The 25,058-nt window shown below is 69.0% G+C and carries 20 protein-coding genes and 2 pseudogenes; 12 read left to right on the forward strand and 10 right to left on the reverse strand.

Annotation, left to right across the window (positions count from 1 at the left end):
* Positions 1–126 precede the first annotated feature (126 nt).
* Positions 127–2,190: a beta strand repeat-containing protein gene (locus tag GT347_RS20920; protein ID WP_160554035.1), complete on the forward strand. Its 2,064-nt coding sequence runs from the start codon at positions 127–129 to the stop codon at positions 2,188–2,190.
* A gap of 171 nt (positions 2,191–2,361) precedes the next feature.
* The gene (gene ligD / locus GT347_RS20925; RefSeq protein WP_160554036.1) at positions 2,362–4,869 is read left to right on the forward strand and encodes a DNA ligase D; all 2,508 of its coding nucleotides are present in this window, start codon (positions 2,362–2,364) and stop codon (positions 4,867–4,869) included.
* Here ligD and GT347_RS20930 read toward each other — a convergent pair.
* Positions 4,866–5,156 carry a hypothetical protein gene (locus tag GT347_RS20930; RefSeq protein WP_160554037.1) on the reverse strand — a complete coding sequence of 97 codons (291 nt, stop codon included), beginning with the start codon at positions 5,154–5,156 and terminating at the stop codon, positions 4,866–4,868. The genes ligD and GT347_RS20930 overlap by 4 nt on opposite strands.
* A gap of 156 nt (positions 5,157–5,312) precedes the next feature.
* On the opposite strand from GT347_RS20930, the gene ku reads away from it, so the two are divergent.
* Positions 5,313–6,188, forward strand: a complete 876-nt coding sequence (ku, locus tag GT347_RS20935; RefSeq protein ID WP_160554038.1) for a non-homologous end joining protein Ku — start codon at positions 5,313–5,315, stop codon at positions 6,186–6,188.
* 15 nt (positions 6,189–6,203) lie between these two features.
* On the opposite strand, the gene GT347_RS20940 is transcribed toward ku, so the two are convergent.
* A complete protein-coding gene (locus GT347_RS20940; protein ID WP_160554039.1) occupies positions 6,204–7,112 on the reverse strand; it encodes a LysR family transcriptional regulator in 909 nt (302 codons plus the stop codon).
* 99 nt (positions 7,113–7,211) lie between these two features.
* On the opposite strand from GT347_RS20940, the gene GT347_RS20945 reads away from it, so the two are divergent.
* Together GT347_RS20945 and GT347_RS20950 are read left to right on the forward strand one after the other, a co-directional pair.
* The gene (locus GT347_RS20945) at positions 7,212–8,093 is read left to right on the forward strand and encodes an aldo/keto reductase family oxidoreductase (protein WP_160554040.1); all 882 of its coding nucleotides are present in this window, start codon (positions 7,212–7,214) and stop codon (positions 8,091–8,093) included.
* 43 nt (positions 8,094–8,136) lie between these two features.
* The gene (locus tag GT347_RS20950; protein ID WP_160554041.1) at positions 8,137–8,859 is read left to right on the forward strand and encodes a hypothetical protein; all 723 of its coding nucleotides are present in this window, start codon (positions 8,137–8,139) and stop codon (positions 8,857–8,859) included.
* Positions 8,860–8,865: 6 nt separating this feature from the next.
* On the opposite strand, the pseudogene GT347_RS20955 reads toward GT347_RS20950, so the two are convergent.
* Positions 8,866–9,220 (reverse strand): annotated as a pseudogene (locus tag GT347_RS20955) (DOPA 4,5-dioxygenase family protein).
* 65 nt (positions 9,221–9,285) lie between these two features.
* On the opposite strand from GT347_RS20955, the gene GT347_RS20960 reads away from it, so the two are divergent.
* Positions 9,286–9,876: a flavin reductase family protein gene (locus GT347_RS20960; RefSeq protein WP_160554042.1), complete on the forward strand. Its 591-nt coding sequence runs from the start codon at positions 9,286–9,288 to the stop codon at positions 9,874–9,876.
* A gap of 1 nt (position 9,877) precedes the next feature.
* Here GT347_RS20960 and GT347_RS20965 read toward each other — a convergent pair whose 3' ends face one another.
* Complete coding sequence (locus GT347_RS20965) at positions 9,878–11,038, reverse strand: MFS transporter (protein WP_160554043.1); 1,161 nt, start codon at positions 11,036–11,038, stop codon at positions 9,878–9,880.
* Positions 11,039–11,116: 78 nt separating this feature from the next.
* Here GT347_RS20965 and GT347_RS20970 point away from each other — a divergent pair, with 78 nt between their 5' ends.
* Entirely contained in the window at positions 11,117–12,013 is an 897-nt protein-coding gene (locus tag GT347_RS20970) for a LysR substrate-binding domain-containing protein (protein ID WP_160554044.1), read from the forward strand.
* A gap of 110 nt (positions 12,014–12,123) precedes the next feature.
* Here the strand turns inward: GT347_RS20970 and GT347_RS20975 are convergent, their stop codons facing one another.
* The gene (locus tag GT347_RS20975) at positions 12,124–13,035 is read right to left on the reverse strand and encodes a bestrophin family protein (RefSeq protein ID WP_160554045.1); all 912 of its coding nucleotides are present in this window, start codon (positions 13,033–13,035) and stop codon (positions 12,124–12,126) included.
* 203 nt (positions 13,036–13,238) lie between these two features.
* On the opposite strand from GT347_RS20975, the gene GT347_RS20980 reads away from it, so the two are divergent.
* From GT347_RS20980 to GT347_RS27665, 3 genes and pseudogenes are all read left to right on the forward strand, one after another.
* Positions 13,239–15,347 (forward strand): hydantoinase/oxoprolinase family protein, encoded by a 2,109-nt coding sequence (locus GT347_RS20980; RefSeq protein WP_229722415.1) that lies wholly within the window; start codon positions 13,239–13,241, stop codon positions 15,345–15,347.
* Positions 15,344–16,990: a hydantoinase B/oxoprolinase family protein gene (locus GT347_RS20985; RefSeq protein ID WP_160554047.1), complete on the forward strand. Its 1,647-nt coding sequence runs from the start codon at positions 15,344–15,346 to the stop codon at positions 16,988–16,990. Before GT347_RS20980 ends, GT347_RS20985 begins: the two co-directional genes overlap by 4 nt.
* 208 nt (positions 16,991–17,198) lie before the next feature.
* Positions 17,199–18,028: pseudogene (locus GT347_RS27665) on the forward strand (tripartite tricarboxylate transporter substrate-binding protein).
* Between the two features lie 640 nt (positions 18,029–18,668).
* On the opposite strand, the gene GT347_RS21000 reads toward GT347_RS27665, so the two are convergent.
* The 5 genes from GT347_RS21000 to GT347_RS21020 all read right to left on the reverse strand — a co-directional run bounded on the left by GT347_RS21000 (position 18,669) and on the right by GT347_RS21020 (position 22,953).
* Entirely contained in the window at positions 18,669–19,601 is a 933-nt protein-coding gene (locus GT347_RS21000; RefSeq protein ID WP_160554050.1) for a nucleoside recognition family protein, read from the reverse strand.
* Between the two features lie 100 nt (positions 19,602–19,701).
* A complete protein-coding gene (gene eutC, locus GT347_RS21005; RefSeq protein ID WP_160554051.1) occupies positions 19,702–20,508 on the reverse strand; it encodes an ethanolamine ammonia-lyase subunit EutC in 807 nt (268 codons plus the stop codon).
* Positions 20,505–21,899: an ethanolamine ammonia-lyase subunit EutB gene (locus GT347_RS21010; protein ID WP_160554052.1), complete on the reverse strand. Its 1,395-nt coding sequence runs from the start codon at positions 21,897–21,899 to the stop codon at positions 20,505–20,507. The genes eutC and GT347_RS21010 overlap by 4 nt, the downstream gene beginning before the upstream one ends.
* 31 nt (positions 21,900–21,930) lie before the next feature.
* Entirely contained in the window at positions 21,931–22,431 is a 501-nt protein-coding gene (locus GT347_RS21015; protein ID WP_160554053.1) for a PEP-CTERM sorting domain-containing protein, read from the reverse strand.
* Positions 22,432–22,578: 147 nt separating this feature from the next.
* Complete coding sequence (locus GT347_RS21020) at positions 22,579–22,953, reverse strand: response regulator (RefSeq protein ID WP_160554054.1); 375 nt, start codon at positions 22,951–22,953, stop codon at positions 22,579–22,581.
* A 126-nt stretch (positions 22,954–23,079) separates the two neighbouring features.
* Between GT347_RS21020 and GT347_RS21025 the strand changes: the two genes are divergently transcribed.
* Together GT347_RS21025 and GT347_RS21030 are read left to right on the forward strand one after the other, a co-directional pair.
* The gene (locus GT347_RS21025) at positions 23,080–23,982 is read left to right on the forward strand and encodes a LysR substrate-binding domain-containing protein (protein WP_160554055.1); all 903 of its coding nucleotides are present in this window, start codon (positions 23,080–23,082) and stop codon (positions 23,980–23,982) included.
* A 101-nt stretch (positions 23,983–24,083) separates the two neighbouring features.
* Positions 24,084–25,058, forward strand: coding sequence for a Bug family tripartite tricarboxylate transporter substrate binding protein (locus GT347_RS21030; RefSeq protein ID WP_160554056.1), 975 nt, complete (start codon positions 24,084–24,086; stop codon positions 25,056–25,058).

Raw genomic sequence — 25,058 nt, forward strand, 5'->3', positions numbered from 1 at the left:
GACAAACTTTTGACAGTGTGTCCTGCGTGCGTAGTGCTTGTATGCCGAGCTTGAACGCCGGGCGCGCCTAGCGCCCGTGCGTCCGCTTCGAGACGAGGGGCTGTCTTTTCCCAGGAACCCGTCCCCATGTCATCGTCTCGCGTCCACGCCCCGTCTTCCTTCCTTCTGCTGCCGCTGGCCATGGCCCTGGCCTCGGTGTTCGGTGCCGCCGGCGCCCACGCCGCCGACATCACGATCACCGGCAACAGCACGGCCGCGCAGTCGGTGGTCAAGAACCAGACCCTCACGGTGCAGTCCGGCGCCACGCTCACGGTAGGCGCCGGCGCCAACGCCGCCACCGTCACCGGCAATGGCGCGACCATCACCAACCTGGGCACCATGAGCACCACCGGCACCACCGCCATGGGCAACCAGAGCGGCCGCATCGTGCGCGACAACACCGGCGTCACCGGGCTGACGGTCAACAACGGCAGCGCGACCAATGCGAGCGCCGTGATGCAGACCGCCGACAACGACGTCATCCAGATGAACAAGGCCAGCGCCAGCGTCACGCTGAACAACTGGGGCTCGATGATCTCGTCGAATGCTTCCGGCGGCGGCGCGCAGGTGGTCGACTTCAACGCCATCACCTCCGGCGCCAACATCGTCAACAACTACGGCAGCATGCGCGCCACCGAAGCGGACGCGGTGCGCACCGGCGTCAACGGCGTGGTCAACAACTTCGGCACCATCGAATCGACCACCACCACCGGCAGCAGCAGCGACGGGGTGGACATGCAGAGCAACTCCGGCGCGCTCATCAACAACTCCGGCAGCATCGTGGGTGGCCGCCACGGCATCACCGGCGGCGCGGCCAACGCCACCAGCGTCTTCAGCGCCACCGTCAACAACAGCTTCAACAGCGTGATCCGCGGCTCCAACGGCTCGGGCATCAACATCGACGGCTTCAACGCCAAGGAGATGGTCTACGTCACCAACGCCGGCACCATCAGCGGCAACGGCATCACCGGCGATGGCGACGGGGTGGATGTGGACGGCCTGGTCACGGTGGTCAACACCGGCACCATCCAGTCGCTCAACGCCTTCAGCGCGGCCGGCAGCGGCCTGGCCTTCAGCGAGGGCATGAGCGTGGGCGGCGGCAGCATCACCAACTCCGGCGTCATCCGGGGCCTGGTGGCGGCCGGCAACACCAATGCGCTGGGCATCGGCATCACCCTGACCGGCAACGACATCACCACCGGCATCAACGCCGGCAAGCGCGACGGCATCTACGGCAACGCGCTGGTCGTCAACCAGTCCGGCGGCCTGATCCAGGGCCAGAACAGCTCGGCCATCGTCGCCAAGGGCCTGGCCAGCGGCTACACGGTCACCATCAACAACGCGGCCGGCGCCACCATCCGCGGCGGCGGCAGCAGCGACGCGGCCATCCAGACCGGCCTGGACCGGACCGTCATCTCCAACAGCGGCCTGATCGACGGCTCCAGCAGCGGCAAGGCCATCAGCATGGGCAGCGGCGGCAACTCGCTCACCGTGAGCGGCGGCTCGGCCAGCATCCTGGGCAATATCGACGGCGGCGCCGGCGGCCGCAACACCATGACGCTGGACATCGGCAGCGGCAACCGCTTCGCCTACGCCGGCTCGATCGCCAACTTCGACACGGTCACGGTGGCCAGCGGCACCACCACGCTGTCCGGCCAGAGCAGCTACACCGGCACCACGGTGCTGAGCAGCGGCGGCGTGCTGCAGCTGGCCTCGGCCAACACGCTGTCCTCGGCCAGCAGCCTGGACCTCGAAGGCGGCACCCTGGTGCTGTCCGGCGCCGGCTCCAACCAGACCTTCGCCAGCCTGAGCCTGGGCCGCAGTTCGAGCATCGACCTGGGCACTTCCTCGCTCACCTTCGCCTCGCTCGGCACCATCGCCTCCACCGCCACGCTGAGCATCGTCGGCCAGAGCGCCGACGGCACGCCGCTCTACGCCTTCCGGCTGCTGGGCGATTACAGCGGCAACACCGCCTTCGCCACGCTGCTGGCCAACACCACCATCGACGGCCTGAAGACCAGCCTGCGCTTCGACGGCACCTACACCACCGTCAGCGCCGTGCCGGAACCCGCCAGCCTGGCGATGCTGCTGGGCGGCCTGGGCCTGGTGGGGTTCATCGGACGCCGCCGCGGCGCCTTCGGCCGCGCCTGAGCGCGGTCCGCGGGCCAGGCAGCGCACGCGGCGTTTTCCTACGCGCCGACGGCGCTGCCCAAGCGGCGCGCCTCTCCTGCCTTGCGTCAGAGTGATATGCCGGTGGCAGGTGGCCTTTTCCAGGCCGCCTGCCCCGCATTTCAACCCTTTCGTCCAGACAGGAGTCCCCGCATGGCTGCGCCGGACAAACTCGACCGCTACAAGGCCAAACGCAACTTCGCCATCACCAGCGAGCCGGCCGAGGGCGGCGACGAGGGGAGCGAGGCGCTGAGCTTCGTCGTGCAGAAGCACTGGGCCAGCAGCCTGCACTACGACTTCCGCCTGGAGCTCGGCGGCGTGATGCTGAGCTGGGCCGTGCCCAAGGGCCCGAGCTACGACACGGCCGACAAACGCATGGCGGTGCATGTGGAGGACCACCCCATCTCGTATTCCTCCTTCGAGGGCGAGATACCGGCGAAGCAGTACGGTGCGGGCAAGGTCATCATCTGGGACAAGGGCACCTGGCATCCCATCGGCGACCCGGAGCAGGGCTATCGCGACGGCAACCTCAAGTTCGAACTGCACGGCCACAAGCTGCTGGGCAAATGGGCGCTGATCCGCATCAAGAACCGGCAGTCCAGCAAGCAGGAAGCCTGGCTGCTGATCAAGGAGAAGGACGGCTACATGAAGCCGGCGGCCGAGTTCAGCGTGGTGGACGAGTACCCGGACAGCGTGGCCAGCCTGCCCGCGCCGACGAGCGCCGCCGCCAGCCCCAAGCCTGCGCCGGCAGCAGCTGAAGCGCCCAAGGCCGAGCTGCCCGCCAAACTCTCGCCCCAGCTCGCCACCCTGGTGGAAGGCCCGCCGCGCGATCCGGAGAACTGGGTCTACGAGATCAAGTTCGACGGCTACCGCCTGCTGGCCCGGGTGGATGGCAAGTCCATCCAGCTCTTCACCCGCAACGGCAACGACTGGACAAAGAAGCTCGCCTCCCTGCACGCCACGCTCAAGAAGATGAAGCTGCTGCGCGGCTGGTATGACGGGGAGATCGTGGTGCTCAACGACAAGGGCGTGCCCGACTTCGGCGCGCTGCAGAACGCCTTCGACGCGGAATCGACCGCGGACATCGTCTTCTTCGTCTTCGACGCCCCCTACCTCGACGGCCGCGACCTGCGTGGCCTGCCGCTGGATAGCCGGCGCGAGCAGCTGCAGCAGGTGCTGGCGGAGCGGCCATCGGAGCAGGTGCGTTTCAGCGATGTGTTCGACGCCCCGCCTCAGAGCATCGTCGCCTCGGCCTGCCAGATCGGGCTGGAGGGCGTGATCGCCAAGCGCCGCGACTCGGTCTACCGCTCCTCGCGTTCGGCCGACTGGATCAAACTCAAATGCAGCCACCGGCAGGAGTTCGTGATCGCCGGCTGGACCGATCCCAAGGGCTCGCGCAGCGGCATCGGCGCGCTGGTGCTGGGAGTGCATGACGAGGACGGCAAGCTGGTCTATGCGGGTAATGTCGGCACCGGCTTCAACAGCCGTTCGCTCGAAGAGATCCGCGCGCGGCTCGATGAGGTGCCGGCCACCAAGTCGCCCTTCGCGGCCAAGGTCGCGATGGTCGGCAAGCCGCACTGGGTGGAGCCGGTGCTGGTCGCGGAGGTGACCTTCGGCGAGTGGACCTCCAGCGGCCATATCCGGCATTCGGTCTTCCACGGCCTGAGGACGGACAAGCCGGCCAGCGAGATCGTGCGCGAGAAGGCGGCCAGCGCGCCCAAGAAAACCAAGGCCAAGGCCCAACCCGTGGCGCGGCCGGCCGAGGCATCCCATGCGCTGTCCACCCGCCTGCGGGTGACCAACCCCGAGCGGGTGATAGACACCAGCACCGGCATCACCAAGGTGGAGCTGGTGCGCTACTACGCCCTGGTCGGCGAACTGATGATGGAGCACCTGCACGACCGGCCGGTCTCGCTGGTGCGGGCGCCGGCGGGTGTCGGCGGCCAGCTCTTCTTCCAGAAGCATGCCGAGACCGAGAAGCTGCCCGGCATCCGCCAGCTCGATCCGGCGCTCTACGCCAGCCATCCGCCGATGCTGGAGGTGGAGAGCCCGCAGGGCCTGCTGTCGGCCGCGCAGTGGAACGTGGTGGAGTTCCACACCCTCAACACCGTGGCGAGCAGCTTCGAGTTTCCCGACCGGCTGGTGTTCGACCTGGACCCGGGCGAGGGCGTGGCCTGGTCCGAGGTGAAGAAGGGCGCGGAGCTGATGCATGTGTTCCTGGAGCAGCTCGGCCTGCCGGGCTTTCTGAAGACCAGCGGCGGAAAGGGCCTGCATGTCGTCGTGCCGATCAAGCGCCAGCACGACTGGGACAGCGCCAAGGGCTTCGCGCAGGCGGTGGTGCAGCACATGGCCCAGACCCTGCCGCAGCTCTTCGTGGCCAAGAGCGGGCCGAAGAACCGGGTCGGCAAGATCTTCATCGACTACCTGCGCAACGGCCTGGGCGCGACCACCGCCTGCGCCTGGTCGGCGCGGGCACGGCCGGGGCTGGGCATCTCGGTGCCGGTGGGCTGGGACGAGCTGGGCAAACTCAAGGGCGGCGACCACTGGACCATCCGCAGCGCGCAGACACGGCTGGACAAGGGCAACGAACCCTGGGCCGGTTATGCCAAGGCGACCAAGGCGCTGACCAAGGCGATGAAGCTGATCGGCTACCAGGCCTAGCGCGCGGGGCCGAAGCCGAAGGCGCCGGGTTTTCTCGGCGCGTCGTCCTCGGCCGGCTCATCGTTCCCGGGGGCGTCGTCTGCCGTGCGGGGACCGGCGTCCAGGTCTTCCACCAGAGCCTGCAGCGCCAGCAGGCCTTTGGCCATCGCATCGCCGTAGTGCGCAAGGGCGCGGTCGGCGCGGTCCAGCGGCCGCCACGTGTCCTCTTCCTGTTCGATCAATACCCAGACGAAACCGCCCTCGGCTTCGTCCACATACACGGCAATCCGGCGCAGCTCGGTCTTCATCCGCACAGCCTAGACGGCCGGGTCCCCGCGACTGCATCAGACCGTATCAGCACCCGGCTGACCGCCTGTTGCCGGCCCCACCTACAAGCCCGCGCAACGGCCGGCCCGCACACTGGCCGCCAACCTGCCGGACCTCCCGGCGCAGCGAGGATCCTCATGGCAACTGGCAGTCGTACCCTCTGGAAAGGTGCCATCACCTTCGGCCTGGTCCATATCCCCGTCGGCCTGCACACCGCTTCGGTGGAGCAGGGCGTGGACTTCGACTGGCTGGACAAACGCAGCATGGACCCGGTCGGCTACAAACGCATCAACAAGAAGACCGGCAAGGAGATCGACAAGGACGACATCGTCAAGGGCGTTCAATACGCCGAGGGCAAGTACGTGCTGATCTCGCCGGAGGAGATCGAGAAGGTCTTCCCGCGCACCACCCAGACCATCGCCATAGACCGCTTCATCGACGCCACCGACATCCCCTTCGTCTTCCTGGAGCGGCCCTATTACGTGGCGCCGGTCAACAAGAGCGACAAGGTCTACGCCCTGCTGCGCGAGACCTTGGTCAAGACCAACAAGATCGGCCTGGCCAAGGTGGTCATCTCCACCAAACAGCACCTGGCCGCGCTGGTGCCGTCCGGCCCGGCGCTGGTGCTCAACCTGCTGCGCTGGGGCGACGAGGTCAAGACGCTGGACACGCTGAGCCTGCCGCCCGAAGGCAGCAAGGCCGGCTTCAGCGCGGCCGAGATGAAGATGGCCACCCAGCTCGTCAAGGAGATGACGGGCAAGTGGGATCCGGAAGACTTCAAGGACGAATTCCGCGCCCAGGTCATGAAGCTGGTGGACCAGAAGGTCAAGGCCGGCAAGACCGAGACGGTGCTGCAGCCGGAGGAGGACGAACCGGAAGGCGGCGGCGAGGTGATCGACCTGACGGCGCTGCTGCAGCGCAGTTTGAAGGGCGGCGCCAAGGCGGCCGCGAAGAAGGCGCCGGCCAGGAAGGCTTCGCCCCGGTCGGTGGTCCAGAAGAAGAAGGCGGCTTGATGCGCCGCTGATGGCTCAGCGTGTGGTCGGATGCGTCCGCACGAAATCCACGAAAGCCTGCAGCGGCGCCGGCAGCAGACGCCGGCCGGGGTAGTAGAGGAAGGGCCCGGAGAACTGCGGCCACCAGCCCTCCAGCACCGGCTCCAGCGCGCCGCTGTCGAAGTGCGGCTGCAGCCAGTCCTCGAACAGGTAGACGAGGCCCGAGCCGGCCATGGCCGCTTCCACCGCCAGGTCCACCGCCGCGCCGGACTGCACGATGAGCCGCGAGACCGGCTCGATCTGCAGCTTCTCGCCAGCCTTCTCGAACTCCCAGGCCGGCATGGCGCCGCTGTGGAAACGCATGCGCAGGCAGCGGTGCTTGAGCAGCTCCTGCGGATGCTTCGGCCGGCCGAACTGCTTGAGATAGCCCGGCGAGGCGGCGCAGGCGAAGCGTTGCAGGCGCGGGCCGATGGGCACGGCGATCATGTCCTGCTCCAGGCGCTCGTCGTAGCGGATGCCGGCGTCGCAGCCAGCGGCCAGCACATCGACGAAGCTGTCCTCGGCAATGATGTCGAGCACGATGTCCGGATAGGCCGCGAGGAAGCCCGGCACGATGGCCGGCAGCACCAGGCGCACGGCGCTCACCGGCACGTTCAGGCGCAGGGTGCCGGCCGGCCGGTCGCGAAAGGCATTGACCACGTCCAGCGCCGCCTCCACCTCGCCCAGGGCCGGCGCCAGGCGCTCCAGCAGGCGCTGGCCGGCCTCGGTCGGCAGCACGCTGCGGGTGGTGCGGTTGAGCAGGCGCACGCCGAGCTGGGTTTCGAGCCGGCGCACCGCCTCGCTGACGGCCGAGGCGCTCTGCCCGTTCTGCCGCGCCGCGCCGCGAAAGCCCTTGGCGCGCACCACGGCGACAAAGGCATGGAGGTCACCGAGGTCAGCTTGCATCGTGCGGATTTCAGCACAGCCCGTGCGGAAACGACGGGCTTATCGCACAGAGCCCCGAAACCTAGACTGGGCCGCATCCCATCCGAAAGGCAAGACACCATGAGCGACATCCAGAAATCCGGCAGTTATCTCCTCGCAGGCCGCCAGGTCAAACGCCTGGGCTACGGCGCCATGCAGCTCGCCGGCCCCGGCGTGTTCGGCCCGCCCAAGGACCGCGCCGCCGCCCTGGCCGTGCTGCGTGCCGCGGTGGAAGCGGGGGTGAACCACATCGACACCAGCGACTTCTACGGCCCGCACATCACCAACCAGCTGATCCGCGAGGCGCTGCATCCCTATGGCCAGGACCTGACCCTGGTCACCAAGGTCGGCGCGGTGCGCGACGACAAGGGCGGCTGGCTGCCGGCCTTCTCGGCCGAGGCCCTGGAAAAGGCGGTGCACGACAACCTGCGCAACTTGGGTCTGGACGTCTTGGAGGTGGTCAACCTGCGCGCCATGTTCGATGTGCACGGCCCGGCCGAAGGTTCGATCGAGGCGCCGCTGAGCGCCCTGGCCCGGCTTCAGCAGCGCGGCCTGGTGCGGCACATCGGCCTGAGCAATGTGACCACCACGCAGATCGCCGAGGGCCAGCGCATCTGCCCCATCGTGTGTGTGCAGAACCAGTACAACCTGGTCAACCGCAGCGACGACGCCCTGGTCGACAGCCTGGCGAAGGACGGCATCGCCTATGTGCCCTTCTTCCCGCTGGGCGGCTTCAGCCCGCTGCAGTCGCAGGGCCTGTCGGAGGTGGCGACGCAGCTGGGCGCCACGCCGATGCAGGTGGCGCTGGCCTGGCTGCTGAAGCGTTCGCCCAACATCCTGCTGATTCCGGGCACCTCCTCGCTGGGCCATCTGCGCGAGAACCTGGCGGCGGGCGGCCTGGAACTGTCGGCCGAGGTGATGACGGCGCTGGACGGTGTTGCCGCCGGAGCCGCCGCGCACTGAGCGGGTAGAGTCGGCCGCCACTTCCACCGCGAGCCGACACGCCATGAACCCACTGCAGTCCGAACTGCGCCGCCTTTACCTCCTGCCCCCGGCCAGCGAAGGGGAGGGCGATGCGGCGCCGCGGGATGCCCACCGTTGCCTGGTGCTGGAGCTGGCGCGTGCGCCGGGCTGGGGCGTGCTGTCCCGGGTCTGGCAAGGCGTGCAGGCCGAGCTGGAATTGCCGGCCCCGGCCATCGCGGTATCGGGCACCGACGGGCTGCAGCTGTGGTTCTCCCTGGTGCAGCCGGTCGGCATGGCGCGCGGCCATGCTTTCCTTGAAGGGCTGGCCGCGCGTTTCCTGGCCGATGTCGATGTGCGCCGGCTGCGGATGTTCCCCTCGGCCCGCGACGGCATGGCGCCACCGCCGGTGCCGGCCCTGCAGGGCGATTCGGGCAACTGGTCGGCCTTCATCGCGCCGGACCTGGCGCCGGTCTTCGAGGAAACACCCTGGCTCGATATCCCGCCCGGCAACGAGGGCCAGGCCGCGCTGCTGCGCACCATGCGTTCGATCAGCCGCAGCAATTTCGAGGATGCGATGGCGCTGCTGGCGCCCGCAGCCTCGTCGGCCCTGGCGGTCCAGCCCGGCCCGCTGGTGACGACCGATGTTCCCCTGCCCGCCAACGATCCCCGCCGCTTCCTGCAGAAGGTCATGGACGACGAATCGGTGGACCTCGCCTTGCGTATCGAGGCTGCGAAGGCCCTGCTGCAGACCGCTGCGTCGCGCTAGCCAGCTTCAATCGCCGAAACCGGCCAGGTTCAGGGCATACGAGCGGCCGATCCACAAAGCCCTGTCCCGATGGTCGCCCAGCCCATCGCCGGTATTGGGATGCAGGAACACATCCAGCGCGCCATGGTTCAGCGCCAGCCAACTGGTGACCTCCGCAAAGGCGGATGTGGGTACCGCCAGCTGGTAGCATCCACATCGGATGCGGGCCTACGGGCTTCTCATGAAAGCGGCCGATCTGGACCATGCTTGCCAGTTCGGCGGTGATCCTCTCGCGTAACGCCCAGGCCGCATCGCGGCTGTCGGCATCGAAATAGACATGGGCGTGCCAGTCGCGGATGGAGGCGGTGTCGCTTGCTTGCATGGTCCTGCGATTGTGGCCCGGGGATGCGATAGTGCCCGGCCCTGCCAACGAAAGGACCTGTGCGCATGCAGCCGCCCCACCTCCAGCCCGTCGAACTGTCCAAGGCCTACCGCCTGCTCAACCATGGCCCGACCGTGCTGGTCTCCGCCCGCCATGGAGGTGCCGACGACGTGATGGCCGCCGCCTGGGCCTGCGCGCTGGACTTCGCGCCGCCCAAACTCACCGTGGTGCTGGACAAGGCCACCCGCACCCGCGAGCTGGTCGAGGCCAGCGGTACTTTCGTGATCCAGGTGCCGACCCTGGCCCAGGCGCGGCTGACCCAGGCGGTGGGCACCCGCAGCTTGCACGACCAGCCGCGCAAGCTGGCCGACACGGGCGTCGAACTGTTCGAACTGGAGGGCTTCGACCAGCCCTTCGTGCAGGGCTGCTCCGCCTGGCTGGCCTGCCGGCTGCTGCCCGAGCCGCACAACCAGCAGACCTATGACCTGTTCATCGGCGAGGTGGTCGGCGCCTGGGCCGACGAGCGTGTGTTCCGAGACGGGCACTGGCATTTCCAGACCGCGCCGGGCGCATTGCGCAGCCTGCACTACATCGCCGGCGGGCAGTTCTACGCCATCGGCGAATCGGTGCTCGTGCCCGGCCCCACGCCGGACTGAATCAGGCCGCCGCCCGGCCGCGCGACTCCCGTCCGCAGGCCAGGGCGGCCAGCGCCAGCAAGGCCGCCGAGATGCCGTATAGCCAGGCCGAGGACACGATGGGCAACATCAGCCCCGCCACCAGCGGCCCGGTGCCCGCACCGATGTCGCGCCACACCGAACGCGCCGCCAGTGCCTGCACCCGGGCTGGACCCGGATAGCGGTGCGCCACGATGGGTGCGATCAGCGGCAGCTGCAGCGCCCGCAGCACCACGATGGCGCCCGCGCAGCTCCACAGCCAGCCGCAGCCGAAGCCCACCAGCGCCACGCAGGTCAGCAGCGACATGGCCACCAGCAGCCGCTCCGCGCCCCAGCGCTCGGCCATGCGGCCGCCCAGGGGGCTCAGCACGATCTCGCCGCCGTAGCGCAGGGCCAGCAGCACGCCTGCGGCCAGCACCGCGCCGCCGGGCAGCAGTTCCTGGCCGAGGAAGGACAGGCCGATGATGAACAGGCCGTCCAGCGTGAAGCCTTCCAGGAAGGACCAGCTGTCCAGCGCATTGGGCAAGCGCGGGCCGCGCCGCGTTGGCGGCGGCAGGGCCTCCACGCCGCGCGGCAGGCGGTGCGCGGCCAGCAGTCCGCACAGGGCGACTACAGCCAGCACATGGAAGATCGCCCGCGGCCCGGCGTACTGCGTCAGCAGCGCACCGGCGGGCAGGGCCAGCACCGGCCCGGCCGCGATGAAGGCCCGCGAGCGGCCGGAGCGCGAGGCCGAGTTGCGCGCCAGCGCGGTGGACAGCGCCTGCGTCACCAGGTTCAGCGCCGCGAAGCACAGCCCCCACACCAGGCGCAGCGGCAGCAGCCACCAGAAGCCCGACAGCGTCGCATACCCCAGCGCGCAGCCGGCGGCGGCCAGCACGGCCAGCAGGCAGGTGGCCCGGTCGCCATGGCGGGCGTAGAAACGCACCACCCAGCCATAACCCGCGATGCGCACCAGCCGGTTGGCCGCCAGCAGCAGGCCGGCCTCGGCCAGGCTCACGCCAAAGGATGCGGCGAACATCGGCAGCAGCAGGTAGAGCACGGTGTCGCCCGGCAGCGTGGTGCCCAGCGCGATGGCGGCATGGCGCGAGTCGCGGTCGGCCTGGTGGTCTTCGAGGGGTGGGGTGCTCTGGGTCGTGCTGGTCATGGGCGGCCGATGCTCGGCCGGCGCGGCCTTCCTGGCAAACGACTTTCCTGGTGCTGCATGCGTGCAAAAATCGCACGCATGACGGATCGCCTCCCGCCCCTCAACGCCGTGCGTGCCTTCGTGGCGGCGGCACGCCACCAGAGCTTCACCCGTGCCGCCGTCGAGCTGCATGTGACCCACAGCGCGGTGAGCCGGCAGGTCAAGAGCCTGGAGAGTTTCCTGGGCACCGCGCTGTTCGAGCGCCGCATCCGGCAGGTGGTGCTGACCTCGGCCGGCCAGGCCTTTTTCGCCGAGGCTTCGGCGGCGCTGGCGCAGATCGCCTTGGCGGCGGCGGCCTTCACGCGCACGACGGCGCCGCAGGCGGTGCGGGTGAATGTGCGGCCCTCGTTCGCGGTGCGCTGGCTGATTCCGCAGCTGCCGGATTTCGTGGCGCGGCATCCCGGCATCGAGCCGCAGGTCGTCACCAGCACCGCCGCGCCGGGGCGGGCGAAAGAGGGTTTCGATGTGGCCGTGCGGCGCGGCCTGCAGGGCTGGCCGCCCTCGATCCAGGTGCAGCCCTGGCTGGAGGATGGGGCGGTGGTGGTCGGCTCGCCCGAGCTGCTGGCCGCCACGCCGCTGGCCAGGGCGGCCGACCTGTCAGCCCATGTGCTGCTGTCGGCGCGCAGCCGCAGGAGCGACTGGGACGACTGGCTGGCGGTGGCCGGCTGGCGGCGCGGCAAGCCGGCCGGGCGGCTGCAGTTCGACCATCTGCACCTGGTGCTGCAGGCCGCGGCCGACGGGCTGGGCCTGGCGATCGCGCCGCTGTCGCTGCTGGGGCAGGACCTGGCGCGCGGCCGGCTGCTCGCGCCGCTGCCCGCGCAGCGCCTGCCGCTGGAGCGCTACTACCTGGGCCTGGCGCCGGATGCCGCGCCGCAGGCGGCGGTGTTCGTTCAGTGGCTGCTGGCGTCGCCCGGTTTCGCTTCCACCGCTGCCTGAATTTTGGGCATCGTGTCGCAGGCCGCGCCGGGCCACGCTTTGGCGCACTTGCTCCGGTGCCGGTCCACAAACTTATGCACAGGCGCGGTGGATAGTCCGGCCGCCCGGTTTCAGTGCAGCACCAGCTCGGCGTCGGGCCGCGGCGCGGGCGCGGGCGTGTCGCCCAGCATCTCGCGCAGGCCGGCTTCCACGCCGGCTGCCATGGCGTCCAGGGCCAGGTCGTTGTCGGCCAGGCCGAAGGGCTCCTCGATCTGGTCGCTCAGGGCTTCCAGCGCGAAGAAGGTATAGGACACGAAGGCCACCACCAGCGGTGTCATCCAGCCGATGGAGTCGACCAGCCCGAAGGGCAGCAGCGCGCAGTACACATAGGCGCTGCGGTGCAGGATCACCGAGTAGGTGAAGGGCAGGGGGGTGTTGGCGATGCGCTCGCAGCTGCCGACCGCCATCGAGAGTGCATTGAGCGAGCCGTCCATCACCTGCATGCGGTGGCCGTCGATCTGCAGCGGCGCGCGCTGCACCTGCAGCCAGCGTCCCAGCCACAGCAGCACCAGCGTGGGCGCGGAGCGGGCGCCCGTCAGCTGCTGTTGCAGCTCTGCAGGCAAGAGACCTTGCGTGCCATCGGCCGCGGCCCGGCCGCGCAGCTGGTTGCGTGCGGTGGCGGCGAAACCCGCCAGCCCCAGCACGAAGGGCCGCGCATCCACCTGCGGCGCGGCCGCCGACAGCACCAGCCGCGCCAGGTTGCGCGACTCCACCAGCAGCGCGCCCCAGTGCTTGCGCGCCTCCCACCAGCGGTCGTAGCTGGCGTTGATGCGAAAGCCCAAAAAGATCGCCATGGCCACGCCCATCAGCGAGAAGGGGCTGGCGTTGAGCGTGACCTTGAAGACGAAGAGCTGGCCATGCACCCAGACCACCGCGCAGGACAGCAGCACGATGGCCAGCTGCTGCTGCCAGATCAGCCGGATCAGCGATCCGCGCCGCACGAAGAGAAGGTGGATCCAGTGGGGGCGGGGGCGGACGATCACGCGGAACGCGCCTGTGCGGCGCCATGGCTTCGAGAGCCGGGGATTGTGGTGCATGCGGCGCCGCGACCGTTTTCCTCGGGAATCGGCGCGGGTGCGGAGATTGCATCCCCGCAAATCCCGCCGCCGGCGGGCCCGGCCGTGCTGGGGTAAGCTGCCGCGCTTTTTGGAAGCCTTCGTGCTTCCCTCACCAGGGAGTCTGGATTTTGTCCCACTGGGCCATTGGTATCGACATCGGCGGTACCTTCACCGACCTGGTCGCCATCGACCACGCATCCGGCTGCCAGTGCAGCCTGAAGATCCTCACCACCCACGAAGACCCCGCCGCGGCGGTGCTCGACGGCATCGCGCAGCTGATGGCGCGGCACGGCATCGCGGCCGCCGAGGTGCACCGGGTGGTGCATGCCACCACGCTCTTCACCAACGCCCTGATCGAGCGGCGCGGCGCCCGCACCGGCCTGCTGGCCACACGCGGCTTCGGCGACATCGTCGACATGGGCAACGAGCGCAAGTACAACCTCTACGACCTGCAGATCGAACGTGTGGCCTCCCTGGCGCCGCGCGACCTGCGCGCCGAGGTGGACGGACGCCTGAACGCCGCCGGCCAGGAGATCGAGCCGCTGGACATCGCCCAGGCCCTGGCCGAGGTGCGTCGGCTGGTGGAGGCCGGCGTGGAGTCGCTGGCCGTCTGCCTGCTGCACGCCTACCGCTCGGATGTGCACGAGCGGCGGCTGCAGGCCGCCATCGCCGAGGCCCATCCGGACCTGGCCGTCACCCTGTCCTGCGACACCGCGCCGGTCATCCGTGAATACGAGCGCATGACCACGACGCTCGCCAATGCTTACATCCTGCCCATGGCCGGCCGCTACCTGGCATCGCTGGCGCAGCGCCTGGGCGCGCTCGGCCTGCCGCAGGACATCCTGATGATGCTGTCCAACGGCGGCCTGGCGCACCTGGACCATGCACGCAGCCACCCCATCGCATTGCTGGAATCCGGCCCGGCGGCCGGCGCCATCTCGGCCGCATGGCACTGCCTGCGTGAAGGCCAGGGCGACCTGCTGGCCTTCGACATGGGCGGCACCACCGCCAAGCTCTGCCTGGTGGAGCACGGCCAGCCCTCGGTGGCCTTCGGCTTCGAGGCGGCGCGGCGCGAGCGTTTCGCCGAAGGCAGCGGCATGCCGATCAACATCACCGCCATCGACCTGATCGAGATCGGCGCGGGCGGCGGCAGCATCGCCCACCGCGACGCGCTGGAGCTGCTCAAGGTGGGCCCGCGCAGCGCCGGCTCCGAGCCCGGCCCCATGGCCTACGGCCGCGGCGGCGAGGAGCCCACGGTGACCGATGCCAACCTGCTGCTCGGCTACCTGGATGCGGGCTACTTCGCCGGCGGCACGCTGCAGATGGATGCCGACGCGGCCCGCCGAGGCTTCGAGACACTGGGCTCGCAACTCGGCCGCAGCGCCGCCGAAGCGGCCTGGGGCGTGCTCGACATCGTGGCCGAGAACATGGCTGCCGCCGCCCGGGTGCATGTGGCCGAACGCGGCCGCGATCCGCGCAATTTCGTGCTGGTCGCCACCGGCGGCGGCGGGCCGCTGCATGCCTATTCGGTGGCCAGAAAGATCGGTGTCTCCACCATCGTCTGCCCGCCGGAGGCCGGCGTGGCCTCGGCCTTCGGACTGCTGGTGGCCACGGCCCGCGCCGACCGTTCGCGCACCTTCAGCTTCCAGCCGGCCAGCGGCGACCTGGCGGTGCTGGAGCGCAGCTTTGCCGAACTCGAACACGAGGTGAGCGGGCCGCTGCTGGCCCTGTCGGCCAACTTCGGCCCGCTGCGCCTGCGCCGGCGCGCCGACGGGCGTTTCATCGGCCAGGGCTTCAACCTGGCGGTGGACCTGCCGGACGGCCCCTACCGCTTCGACGACCCCGCCGGCGAAACCGCCTGGCGTGCCGCGCTCGACCAGGCCTTCCGCCAGGAATACCAGCGCAAGTTCGGCCGCATGCCGCCGGACGTGGCGATCGAGCTGGTCAACCTGCGCTCCACCGGCGAGGCCGTGCCGCTGCGGCCCTTCGAGCCCGCCGCGCTGCAGCCGGCGGCCGTGCCCGAGCCACGCTCGCGGCGCAGCGTGTTCTTCCGCGAGACCGGTGCCTTCGTCGATACGCCGGTGTTCCGCCGCGAGCAGCTGGGCAGCGGCTTCGAGGCCCATGGCCCCTTGCTGATCGAGGAGTCGAGCACCACCACCGTGGTCGGCCCCGCGGCCCGTGTGCGGCTGAGCGCGCAAGGCAATCTGGTGATTTCGATCGAGGAGACCGCGGCATGAATACCGCCACCCCTATCCCGGCTGCAGCAGCCGCACCGGCCGGCCGCGCCGGCGATGCCATCTTCCTGGAGGTGTTCTGGACCCGGGTGCGCTCGGTGGTCAACGAGGCCGCCAAACTCATCGTGCGCACCTCGTTCTCCACCCTGTCCTCCGAGGCCAACGACTTCGCCGTGGTGATGACCGACTCGCGCGGCCAGACCATCGCCGAGAACGCCGGCGCCATCCCTTCCTTCATCGGCACCCTGGGCAACACGGTGCGGGCGATGATCGCGGAGTTCGGCGCCGAGGCCATGCGCCCGGGCGACATCTACATCACCAACAACCCCTGGATCGGCACCGGCCACCTCAACGACGTGTGCCTGGTCAAGCCCATCTTCCACGAGGGCCGGCTGGTGGCCTTTTCCGCCACCACCGGCCATGTGCCGGACATCGGCGGCAAGATCCGCTCGGTGGATGCACGCGAGCTGTTCGAGGAAGGCTTCCACATCCCGCCGATGCATTTCCTGCGCGAGGACCAGCCCGACCCCACCCTGCTGCGCCTGCTGCGCACCAATGTGCGCACGCCCGAGCAGACCACCGGCGACATCTGGTGCCATGCCGGCGCCAACGAACTCATCGCAGACCGCATCGCCGCGCTGCTGCGCGAGTACCGCCTGGACCAGGTCGACGACCTGGCCGATGCGCTCTTCGCCCGCAGCGAACAGGCCATGCGCCGCGCCATCGCCGCGCTGCCCGAGGGCGAGTACCGCTATGCCATGGAGACCGACGGCTTCGACGAGCGTTTCCGCTTCGAGCTGGCCCTGCGCATCCGTGGCGGCGAGATCGAATGCGACTTCGCCGGCAGCTCGCCGCAGCAGCCGCGCGCGGTGAACTGCGTGCTGGCCTATACCCACGCCATGGCGGCCTATGCGATCAAGAGCCTGCTGCTGCCGGAGCTGCCCAACAACCAGGGCCTGTTCCGGCCGATCCGCACCCTGGCGCCGGAAGGATCGCTGCTCAACCCGACGCAGCCGGCGCCGGTGGGCGGCCGCTCCTGCACCGGCCACTACGTGCCCACCGTGATCTTCGGTGCGCTCTACCAGGTGCTGCCCGACAAGGTGATGGCCGGTGTCGGCTCGCCGGTGTGGATCACCAACATGAGCGGCCGGCGCGACAACGGCAAGCCCTTCGCCACCGTGCTCTTCTACAACGGCGGCATGGGCGCCACTTCGGGCAAGGACGGCGCCTTGGTGATGTCCTGGCCGAGCAATATCTCGCCCACGCCGATCGAGGTGGCCGAGCGGGATTCGCCGCTGCGTTTCCGCTGCAAGCGTTTCATCGCCGGCTCCGGCGGCGAGGGCCGTTGGCGTGGCGGCCTGGGCGAGGAGGTGACCTTCGTCAACGGCCATGCCACGCCGGTGACCATCGTGTTCCTGACCGAACGGGTGAAGGTGCCCGCGCCCGGCCTGGGCGGCGGGGATGCCGGGCAGCGCGGCGCGGTGCTGATCAACGGCGTGGAGATCGATTCGCGGGTGCCGCAGGTGCTGCGGCCGGGCGACGAGGTCACGCTGCGCACGCCCGGCGGCGGCGGTTTCGGGCCGCGCGCGGAGCGGGCGCCGGATGCGCTGGCCCTGGACTTGCTGCGTGGCCTGGTCAGCGCCTGAGATGTCCTTCTTTCTTCCTTTTCACGCAGAAGCCGCCATGCAAGCCATTCGCTCCTCTTCCCGTACTCCCAAGACTTCCAGGAGAACCCTGCTCGCCGCCTCGCTGGCGGGCCTGGCCCTGGCCTTGCCCCATGTGGCACGGGCCGATTCCTGGCCGGACCGGCCGGTTACCCTGGTGGTGGGCTTCTCGCCCGGCAGCAGCATCGACATGGTGGCGCGGGTGATCGCCCAGCGCCTGGGCGACAGGCTGGGCCAGCCGGTGGTGGTGGACAACAAGGCGGGTGCTGGTGGCAACCTGGCCGCCGGGCAGATCGCCGCGGCGCCGGCCGATGGCTACAAGTTGCTGGTGGTGGCCAACAGCATCGCCATCAGTCCCGCGGTCTATCCCAACCTCAAGTTCGACACGCAGAAGGACCTGAAGGCCATCGCCTATGTGGGCATCGGGCCGGTGATCCTGAAGGTGAACCAGCAGCGGGGCTTCCAGTCGGTGGCGGATCTGGTGAAGTACGCCAAGGCGCATCCGGGGCCTTGAACTTCGGCTCTTCCGGGGTGGGCGGGACGCCTCACATGGCGACCGTGCTGTTCGACAGCATCGCGGGGATCAGGATGACCCACATTCCCTACAAGGGTGGGTCGGAGGCGCTGGGTGCGCTGGTGGGCGGGCAGGTGGATGTGCTGATCAATCCGTTGCTGGGGGATGCTGCCTCCGACAAGGTGAAGTCGCTGGCGATCAGCGGGGCGCAGCGGTCTTCCCTGGCGCCGGGGGTGCCTACCTTTGCGGAGGCTGGGTATCCGGGGTATGACATGGGGGTCTACTACGGGGTGATGGGGCCTGCTGGCATGCCTGCCGAGGTGGTCAGGAAGCTCAATACGGCCATCAACCAGGTGTTGGCTGATCCTGGTGTGGTGGATGCGTTGACCGTGCGTAGCGGGATCGTGTTGAAGCCTGGGTCGGCTGAGGCGTTTCAGTCGATGCTGGATGAGGATATTCAGCAGTGGAAGTCGCTGGTCAAGAGTGACAAGTCTATTGTTGAGTAGGCTTGTCTTGGCTTGGTTTTGTTCTCCTGCGGAGGGCGGGGCTGGGGCTGCGCGCCCCAGACCGCGCTCACTTTCTTTGCTTCGCCAAAGAAAGTAAGCAAAGAAAGGCGACCCGGCTGCGGGAGTCCCCCTCCTGCGGAGGGGGCACGCTGCGGTGCTCGCAAAAGCGGGGTCCACGACAACTCGCTTCGCTCAAACAGGTCGTGGCCCTGATCCGCTTTTGCTGCGCTCCTCGCTCACCCGCAGACGGGACCCGGATACGGGGACAGCGGCTGCTTCGCAGCGCAACGGGCCGTCGCTGCGCTCGGCCTCTGATTGAATAACCCGCCCTTTGGCATCGGCCGCATTTCAGTGGAGGCCGAGCGCAGCGAAGGCCCGTTGCGCTGCGAAGCAGCCGCTGTCCCCGTATCCGGGTCCCGTGAGCCCGAGAGCGAGGAACGGAGCAAAGGCGGATCAGGGCCACGACCTGTTTGAGCGAAGCGAGTTGTCGTGGACCCCGCCTTTGCGAGTACCGCAGCGGTGCCCGAAGGGCCTCGGGTGTCGGGTCGCCTTTCTTTGCTTACTTTCTTTGGCGAAGCAAAGAAAGTGAGCGCGGTCTGGGGCGCGCAGCCCCAGCCCCGCCCTCCGCGAAGGAGAAAAATCAACCCAAAAGCACAGACCCAAACGCCCGAAAAGCAACCCCCACACAAGCCCCCGCCAAAGCCGGCAAACAAACCCGCCCCACCCGAACCCCGGTAGAAGCAAACAACGCAACCCCCGGCAAATCCAGCGGGTGCAGCAAGAACCCCGCACTCCGCTCGATCAGCGAAACCCGCAGATGCCCCTGGTGCGCCATCTCCTGCACCACCCCCACCATGGCCGTATTGCCCGCCAGGTACTTGGTGACCATGGGCAGCAGCAGCCCACTGTCGATCCCGAACACCCGCAGCACGGGCGCCAGCGCCCGGTTGAGCGCATCCACACCCCCCACCCGCTGCAGCCCCAGGACGACCACCAGAGACATCAACAGCATCGGAATCATCGAGATGCAGATCCGCACCGCCTGCGCCCCGCTGCCATTGACGATCTGCAGCAGGCTGGTCCCATCCTCCGCACCGGCAAGGGCAGGCAGCGCGGCATGCGGCGCGGAGTCCAGGAAGCGCCCCGTGCCCCAGTAGGTGGCCGCGGCCGCCACCAGCCCGCCCGCGATGGACATCAGCAGCACCGGCGCCAGCTGCATGCCCATGCCCGCCAGCGGAAACATCGCATTGGCCGGCGCCATCGCCAGCATGGCCGCCAGCGTGGCGGCGAGCTGGCGGCTGGGGATGCCCTGGCGGTCCATCAAGGCCAGCGTGGGCATGGGCGCCGCGAAACTCACGAGCGTGATCTGCACCATGGCCAGCACGCCCAGCCCTGGCAGTCCGAAGGGCCGCGCCACGGGGGCCAGCCAGGCGACCAGCCGGCCGGTCACGCCGCGCACCTCCAGCCAGCGCATCAGGATCATCATCACCACCATGATCGGCAGCAGGGTGTAGAGGGCGGTGTCCACCGCGCTGCGGCCGGCGTGGAGGATGACATCGATCAAGGCTTGCATGGGACTCGGGGAACCCGGCGGAACGCGGGAAGGGAAAGCGGGAAAGGAAGGCGGGCGGGATGGTGCCAGCCATGGCGGGCCGGCGCGGGTGGCGGGGCTTTCAGGGCTTTGCGCGGCTTGCGAGCGTGGCGGCGGCGGGTGCCGCATCCAGCACCGCATGGTCGCTCTCGTCTTTCAGCTCCACGCCGCTGAGGCCGCGCCGCAAGGCTTCGCGGATCAGCCATGAAAGGCGGAAGGCGGCATCGGCATAGGCCAGGCCGGCCGGCCGCACGTTGGAGATGCAGTTGCGCTGCGCATCGTGCCGGCCCAGGCGCGGGCCGAAGGTGAGGTAGATGCCCAGGCTGTCGGGCGAACTCAGGCCCGGGCGCTCGCCGATCAGCATCACCGACAGGCGCGCGCCGAGCGCTTCGCCGGCCTCGTCGGCCAGGGCCACCCGGGCCTGCGTGGCGATGATGACGGGCGCCAGGCGCAGGGCCTGCGGCAGCAGCGGACGCAAGGCGTCGAGCAGGGGCAGGGCGTGGCGCTGCACCGCCAGCGAGGAGAGCCCGTCGCCGATCACCACGCAGAGATCGCAGGGCTCGGCGATGGCGCGCAGGCGCGCGGTGTCTTCGGCGTGCAGCCGGCGGCCCAGGTCGGGGCGGCGCAGGTAGGTGCCGCGGTCTTCTGCCTGGCTGCGCACCGACTCCACCGGCCAGCCGGCCTCGCGCAGGCTGGCGGCCAGGGTGTCGACGTCCAGCGCGGCATGGATCGCATCGCGCGCCATCGCATGGGCCCAGCCGAACCGCAGGGTCTCGTCGGTCGGCATGCCGGCGCCGCTGCGGCCCAGGGCCAGGCGGGCGGGCGTGGCGGCGCGCCAGTCCTGCCAGGGGTCGGGCGTGACGATGCTGGGTGCTGTTTCGTCGTTCATGCTTGCAGGGCCTTCAGGCCGCCCATGCCGGCCAGCAAGGCGTTGGCCGATGGCGGCGCCAGGCGGCCGGCGCCGTCGGTGATGCCCATGCGCTGCAGCCAGGCCTCGAACTCGGGCGCGCGTTGCAGGCCCAGGGTCTGGCGCAGGAAGAGGGCGTCGTGGAAGGAGGTGCTCTGGTAGTTGAGCATCACGTCGTCGGCGCCCGGCACGCCGATCAGGAAGTTGAGGCCGGCGGTGGCCAGCAGCACCAGCAGGTTGTCCATGTCGTCCTGGTCGGCCTCGGCATGGTTGGTGTAGCAGATGTCGCAGCCCATGGGCAGGCCGAGCAGCTTGCCGCAGAAGTGGTCTTCCAGGCCGGCGCGCACGATCTGCTTGCCGTCATAGAGGTACTCCGGGCCGATGAAGCCGACGACGGTGTTGACCAGCAGCGGCCGGTAGCGCCGCGCCAGCGCATAGGCGCGGGCTTCGCAGGTCTGCTGGTCCACGCCGAAATGCGCGTCCGCCGACAGGGCGCTGCCCTGGCCGGTCTCGAAGTACATGCAGTGCTCGCCCACGCTGCCCCGCTTCAGGGACAGGGCCGCGGCATGGGCCTCGTCGAGCAGCTCGGGCGTGACGCCGAAGGAGCGGTTGGCCTTCTCGGTGCCGGCGACGGACTGGAACACCAGGTCCACCGGCGCGCCGGATTCGATCAGCCGCAGGCTGTTGGTGACATGGGTGAGCACGCAGCCCTGGGTGGGGATCTCGAAACGCTGGATCAGCTCGTCCTGCAGGTGCAGCAGTCGCTCCAGCGCCGGCAGGCTGTCGCTGACCGGGTTGATGCCGATGACCGCGTCGCCCGCGCCGTAGAGCAGGCCGTCGAGCGTGGAGGCGGCCACGCCGCGCAGGTCGTCGGTGGGATGGTTGGGCTGCAGGCGCACCGCCAGCCGGCCGGGCAGGCCGAGCGTGTTGCGGAACCGGGTGACCACGCTGCATTTGCGGGCCACGGCGATCAGGTCCTGGTTGCGCATCAGCTTGGAGACGGCGGCGGCCATCTCGGGGGTGATGCCGCTGGCCAGGGCGCCGAGGCTGGCCGTGTCCGCGCGATCGGACAGCAGCCAGTCTCGGAAGTCGCCGACGGTCAGGTGCGATACCGGGGCGAAGGCGGCGGCGTCATGGCTGTCGATGATCAGCCGGGTGATGTTGTCCTCTTCGTAGGGGATCAGCGCCTCGTCGAGGAAACGCCGCAGCGGCGTCTGCGCCAGCACATGGCGCGCGGCCATGCGCTGCTGGGCGGTGGCGGCGCCTATGCCGGCCAGGTAGTCGCCGGAGCGCGCCGGGCTGGCGCAGGCCAGGAGCTGTTTGAGGTCTTCGAATTCGAAGACCTGGGCGGCGATGGTGGTGCGATAGCGCATGCGCCATGCTGCAGCAAGGCGCGTGCCGGTGTCAGCCCGGTTTCCTGCGGCGCCGTGCGGTGCAGCCGAGCAGGCCCAGGCCGCCTGCCAGCATCGCGTAGCTTTCGGGTTCCGGAACGGCGGCGACCTGCAGGTTCGAAATCGTCGCGCTGACCGGGAGCGAGGCGGTGATGGTGAAGTCGATGGCTCCGGTGTACGGAGTCGTGAATGTGTAGGTGCCGGAGTTGGCGAAATTCGAACTGAGAACCACAGTGGCGGCGGTGCTGCTCATGATCAGCATGCCGGCATTTGAGCCCGAGGCCACATAATCGAATGAAATCAGGTCCGTGACGTTGCCGAACAGGCCGCCAGCGGTGCCGAGTTGCGCTGAGGTGGATGTTGGAAAATTCACGCTGCCGGCTGTCGTGAAATGGGTGAGATCGAGCGCCGCGGCCTGGGTGGCCGCTGAGGCCAGGGCAAGTACCGATGTCGTGCAGACAGATGTCAATATCGATTTCATTGGATTATCCTTCTGAATAAAATGTCCCGTCATCTCGAATGAATATTCGAATCGATTGCTGACGGATATTTATTTTTCAGGAAATCGATAACGCCTGCCAATTCGTCATCGGCCTTGTTTCAGATATTTTCGGGAATCCGGATGATCTGCGTGGGGCGGCGATCGCCCATCGTTTGGAGCCTAATGTTCCGGCTCGAACATCGTGCGGCAATGTTCCAGGAAATCTTCCATGCTGTCGGCCTTGTCGAACACCGCTTCGGCCCCCAGCAGCAGGCAGCTGCGCCGCAGCAGGCTGGTGGCGCTGTTGCTGAGCACCACCACCCGCAGCCCCAGGGTCTGCGGCTGCAGCTTGATCAGCACCCCCAGGCCGGTGCCGGCGTTGAGGAACAGGTCCAGCACCACCAGGTCGGGCTTGGGGTGGCTGCGCAGCCAGTCGATCGCTTCCATCTCGGTTTCCGCCCATCCCACCGGCTCGATGTCCGATACGCTGGCCAGCGCCGCACTGAGGATTTCGCGTTGGGCGGGCTGGTCTTCGACAAGAAAGGCGGAATGCATGGCGGTGTTGGTGTGGAAAGCGCTTCCAGTGGTTCCGGCGAGATTGCCCGACAAGACCTCGCAGCTTCGTCGGTGTGCCGGCCAGGGCCTTGTAGGCGATGGGCGCGCCCGGCCCATAATTTGCCGATGAAGGGTTCTCGTAATTCGCTGGCCTCCCTGCGTGTCTTCGCCGCCGCCAGCCGCCATCTCAACTTCAGCCTCACCGCAGAAGACCTGCACCTGACGCAGAGCGCGGTCAGCAAACACATCCAGGCGCTGGAACTCAAGCTCGGCGCCAGCCTGTTCAAGCGCACGCCCACCGGCCTGCAGCTGACCTATGCGGGCGCGATCTACCTGGAGAACATCTCGGCCGCGCTGCGCCTGATCGACGAGGCCGATGCCAAGGTGGCCCACCCGTCGGCGCGGGTGAACCTCAACATCGCGGTGTCGCCGTCCTTCGCGCAGTACTGCCTGTTCCCGCATTTCCAGGATTTCTTCGACCGGCATCCGGAGATCCGCATCAACGTGCGGCCGCGGCTGATGTCGCCCCGGGACAAGTCCGAGCGCTTCGACGCCGAGATCCAGCTGCACACCGGCCACCGCTCCAACATGAGCTGCGACTATCTGTGCGGCCGCGAGATGTGCCTGGTGGCCGCGCCGGCGCTGCTGGCGCGCGCGCCGATCGCCTCGGTGGAAGACCTGCAGCGCGTGCCCCTGCTCAAGCGCGCCCAGCGCGGCTACGGCTGGGACGAGTGGAAGGCCGAGATCGCGCCGGACTGGCCCGGCCCCGGCCGCAACGCGCCGGAGTACGAAGGCTTCTCGATGCTGCTGCCGGCCCTGCTGCACGGCCTGGGCGCGGCCATCGTGCCGCTGTGCATCGTGCGGCCGGCGCTGGCCAGCGGCGCGCTGCTGCGGCCCTTCGGCGAGGCGGTGCAGGGTCGCTACGGCTACTACCTGATGCAGCCGCGGCCGCTGCAGGGCGGGCCTTATCTGGAGGCCTTCACCGGCTGGGTGCAGGAGCTGGCGGCGGGGCTGAACGCGCCGGGCTGAGGCTCGCTATTCCGGAGCGGAATAGCGTATGCCGATTCGTCGTTTGTCCGGCAGGAAACGGCCGCCCAGAATCGGCCGGACTCATTTTCAGCAGGTTCGTGATGACTCCCTTCCGCCGTTCCCTGATCGCCGCCCTGGCGCTGACTTCCCTCATCGGCAGCGCCGCCCAGGCCGCCTGGCCCGACCAGCCGGTGCACATCGTGGTGCCCTATTCGCCCGGCGGCAGCTCCGACGTGATCGCCCGCGCCATCGGCGACGAGCTGGGCAAGGTGCTTGGCCAGCCGGTGATCGTGGACAACCGCGCCGGCGCCGGCTCCATGATCGGCACCCAGTACGTGGCGCAGGACGCAGGCAACGGCTACACCCTGCTGCTGGCCGACGTGCCCTTCACCATCGTGCCCGCGCTCTACCAGGAGAAGGCGCGCTACGACGCCGAGAAGAACTTCGCCCCCATCGCCCTGCTGGGCGTGGCGCCGACCTATCTCTTCGTCAACGAGAAGTCGCCGATCCGCAGCGTGCCGGAGCTGGTGAAGAAGGCCAAGGCCGATCCGGGCGCGCTGTCCATCGGCTCGGGCGGCAACGGCTCGCTGACGCACCTGATGGCGGCTCTCTTCATGATCAACAGCGGCGCCAAGCTCACCCACATTCCCTACAAGGGCGCAGCCGCCTCGGTGACCGATCTGGCGGCCGGGCAGATCGACGCATCCTTCACCACCATGGCCAGCGCCACCGCCCTGTTGCAGGCGGGCAAGCTGCGGCCGCTGGCCGTCAGCAGCGAGCAGCGCCAGAAGGACACGCCCGCCGTGCCAACCTTCGGCGAGGCCGGCGTGCCGCGCATGGCGGTGGAGAGCTGGTGGGGCCTGATGGCGCCGGCCGGCACCCCGAAGGACGTCCAGGCCACGCTGACCAAGGCCATGGCCAAGGTGATGGAGACCACCGTGGTCAAGGCCCGCATGGCCGCCGTGGGCGTGGCCGCGCCGGCCGATGGCAGCCCGGCGGCGCTGCAGAAGATCGTCAAGGCCGACCTGGTGCGCTGGCAGGACGTGATCCGCAAGGCGGATATCAAGATCGATTGA

The organism is Xylophilus rhododendri, assembly GCF_009906855.1.
GTDB classification, from domain to species: domain Bacteria; phylum Pseudomonadota; class Gammaproteobacteria; order Burkholderiales; family Burkholderiaceae_C; genus Xylophilus; species Xylophilus rhododendri.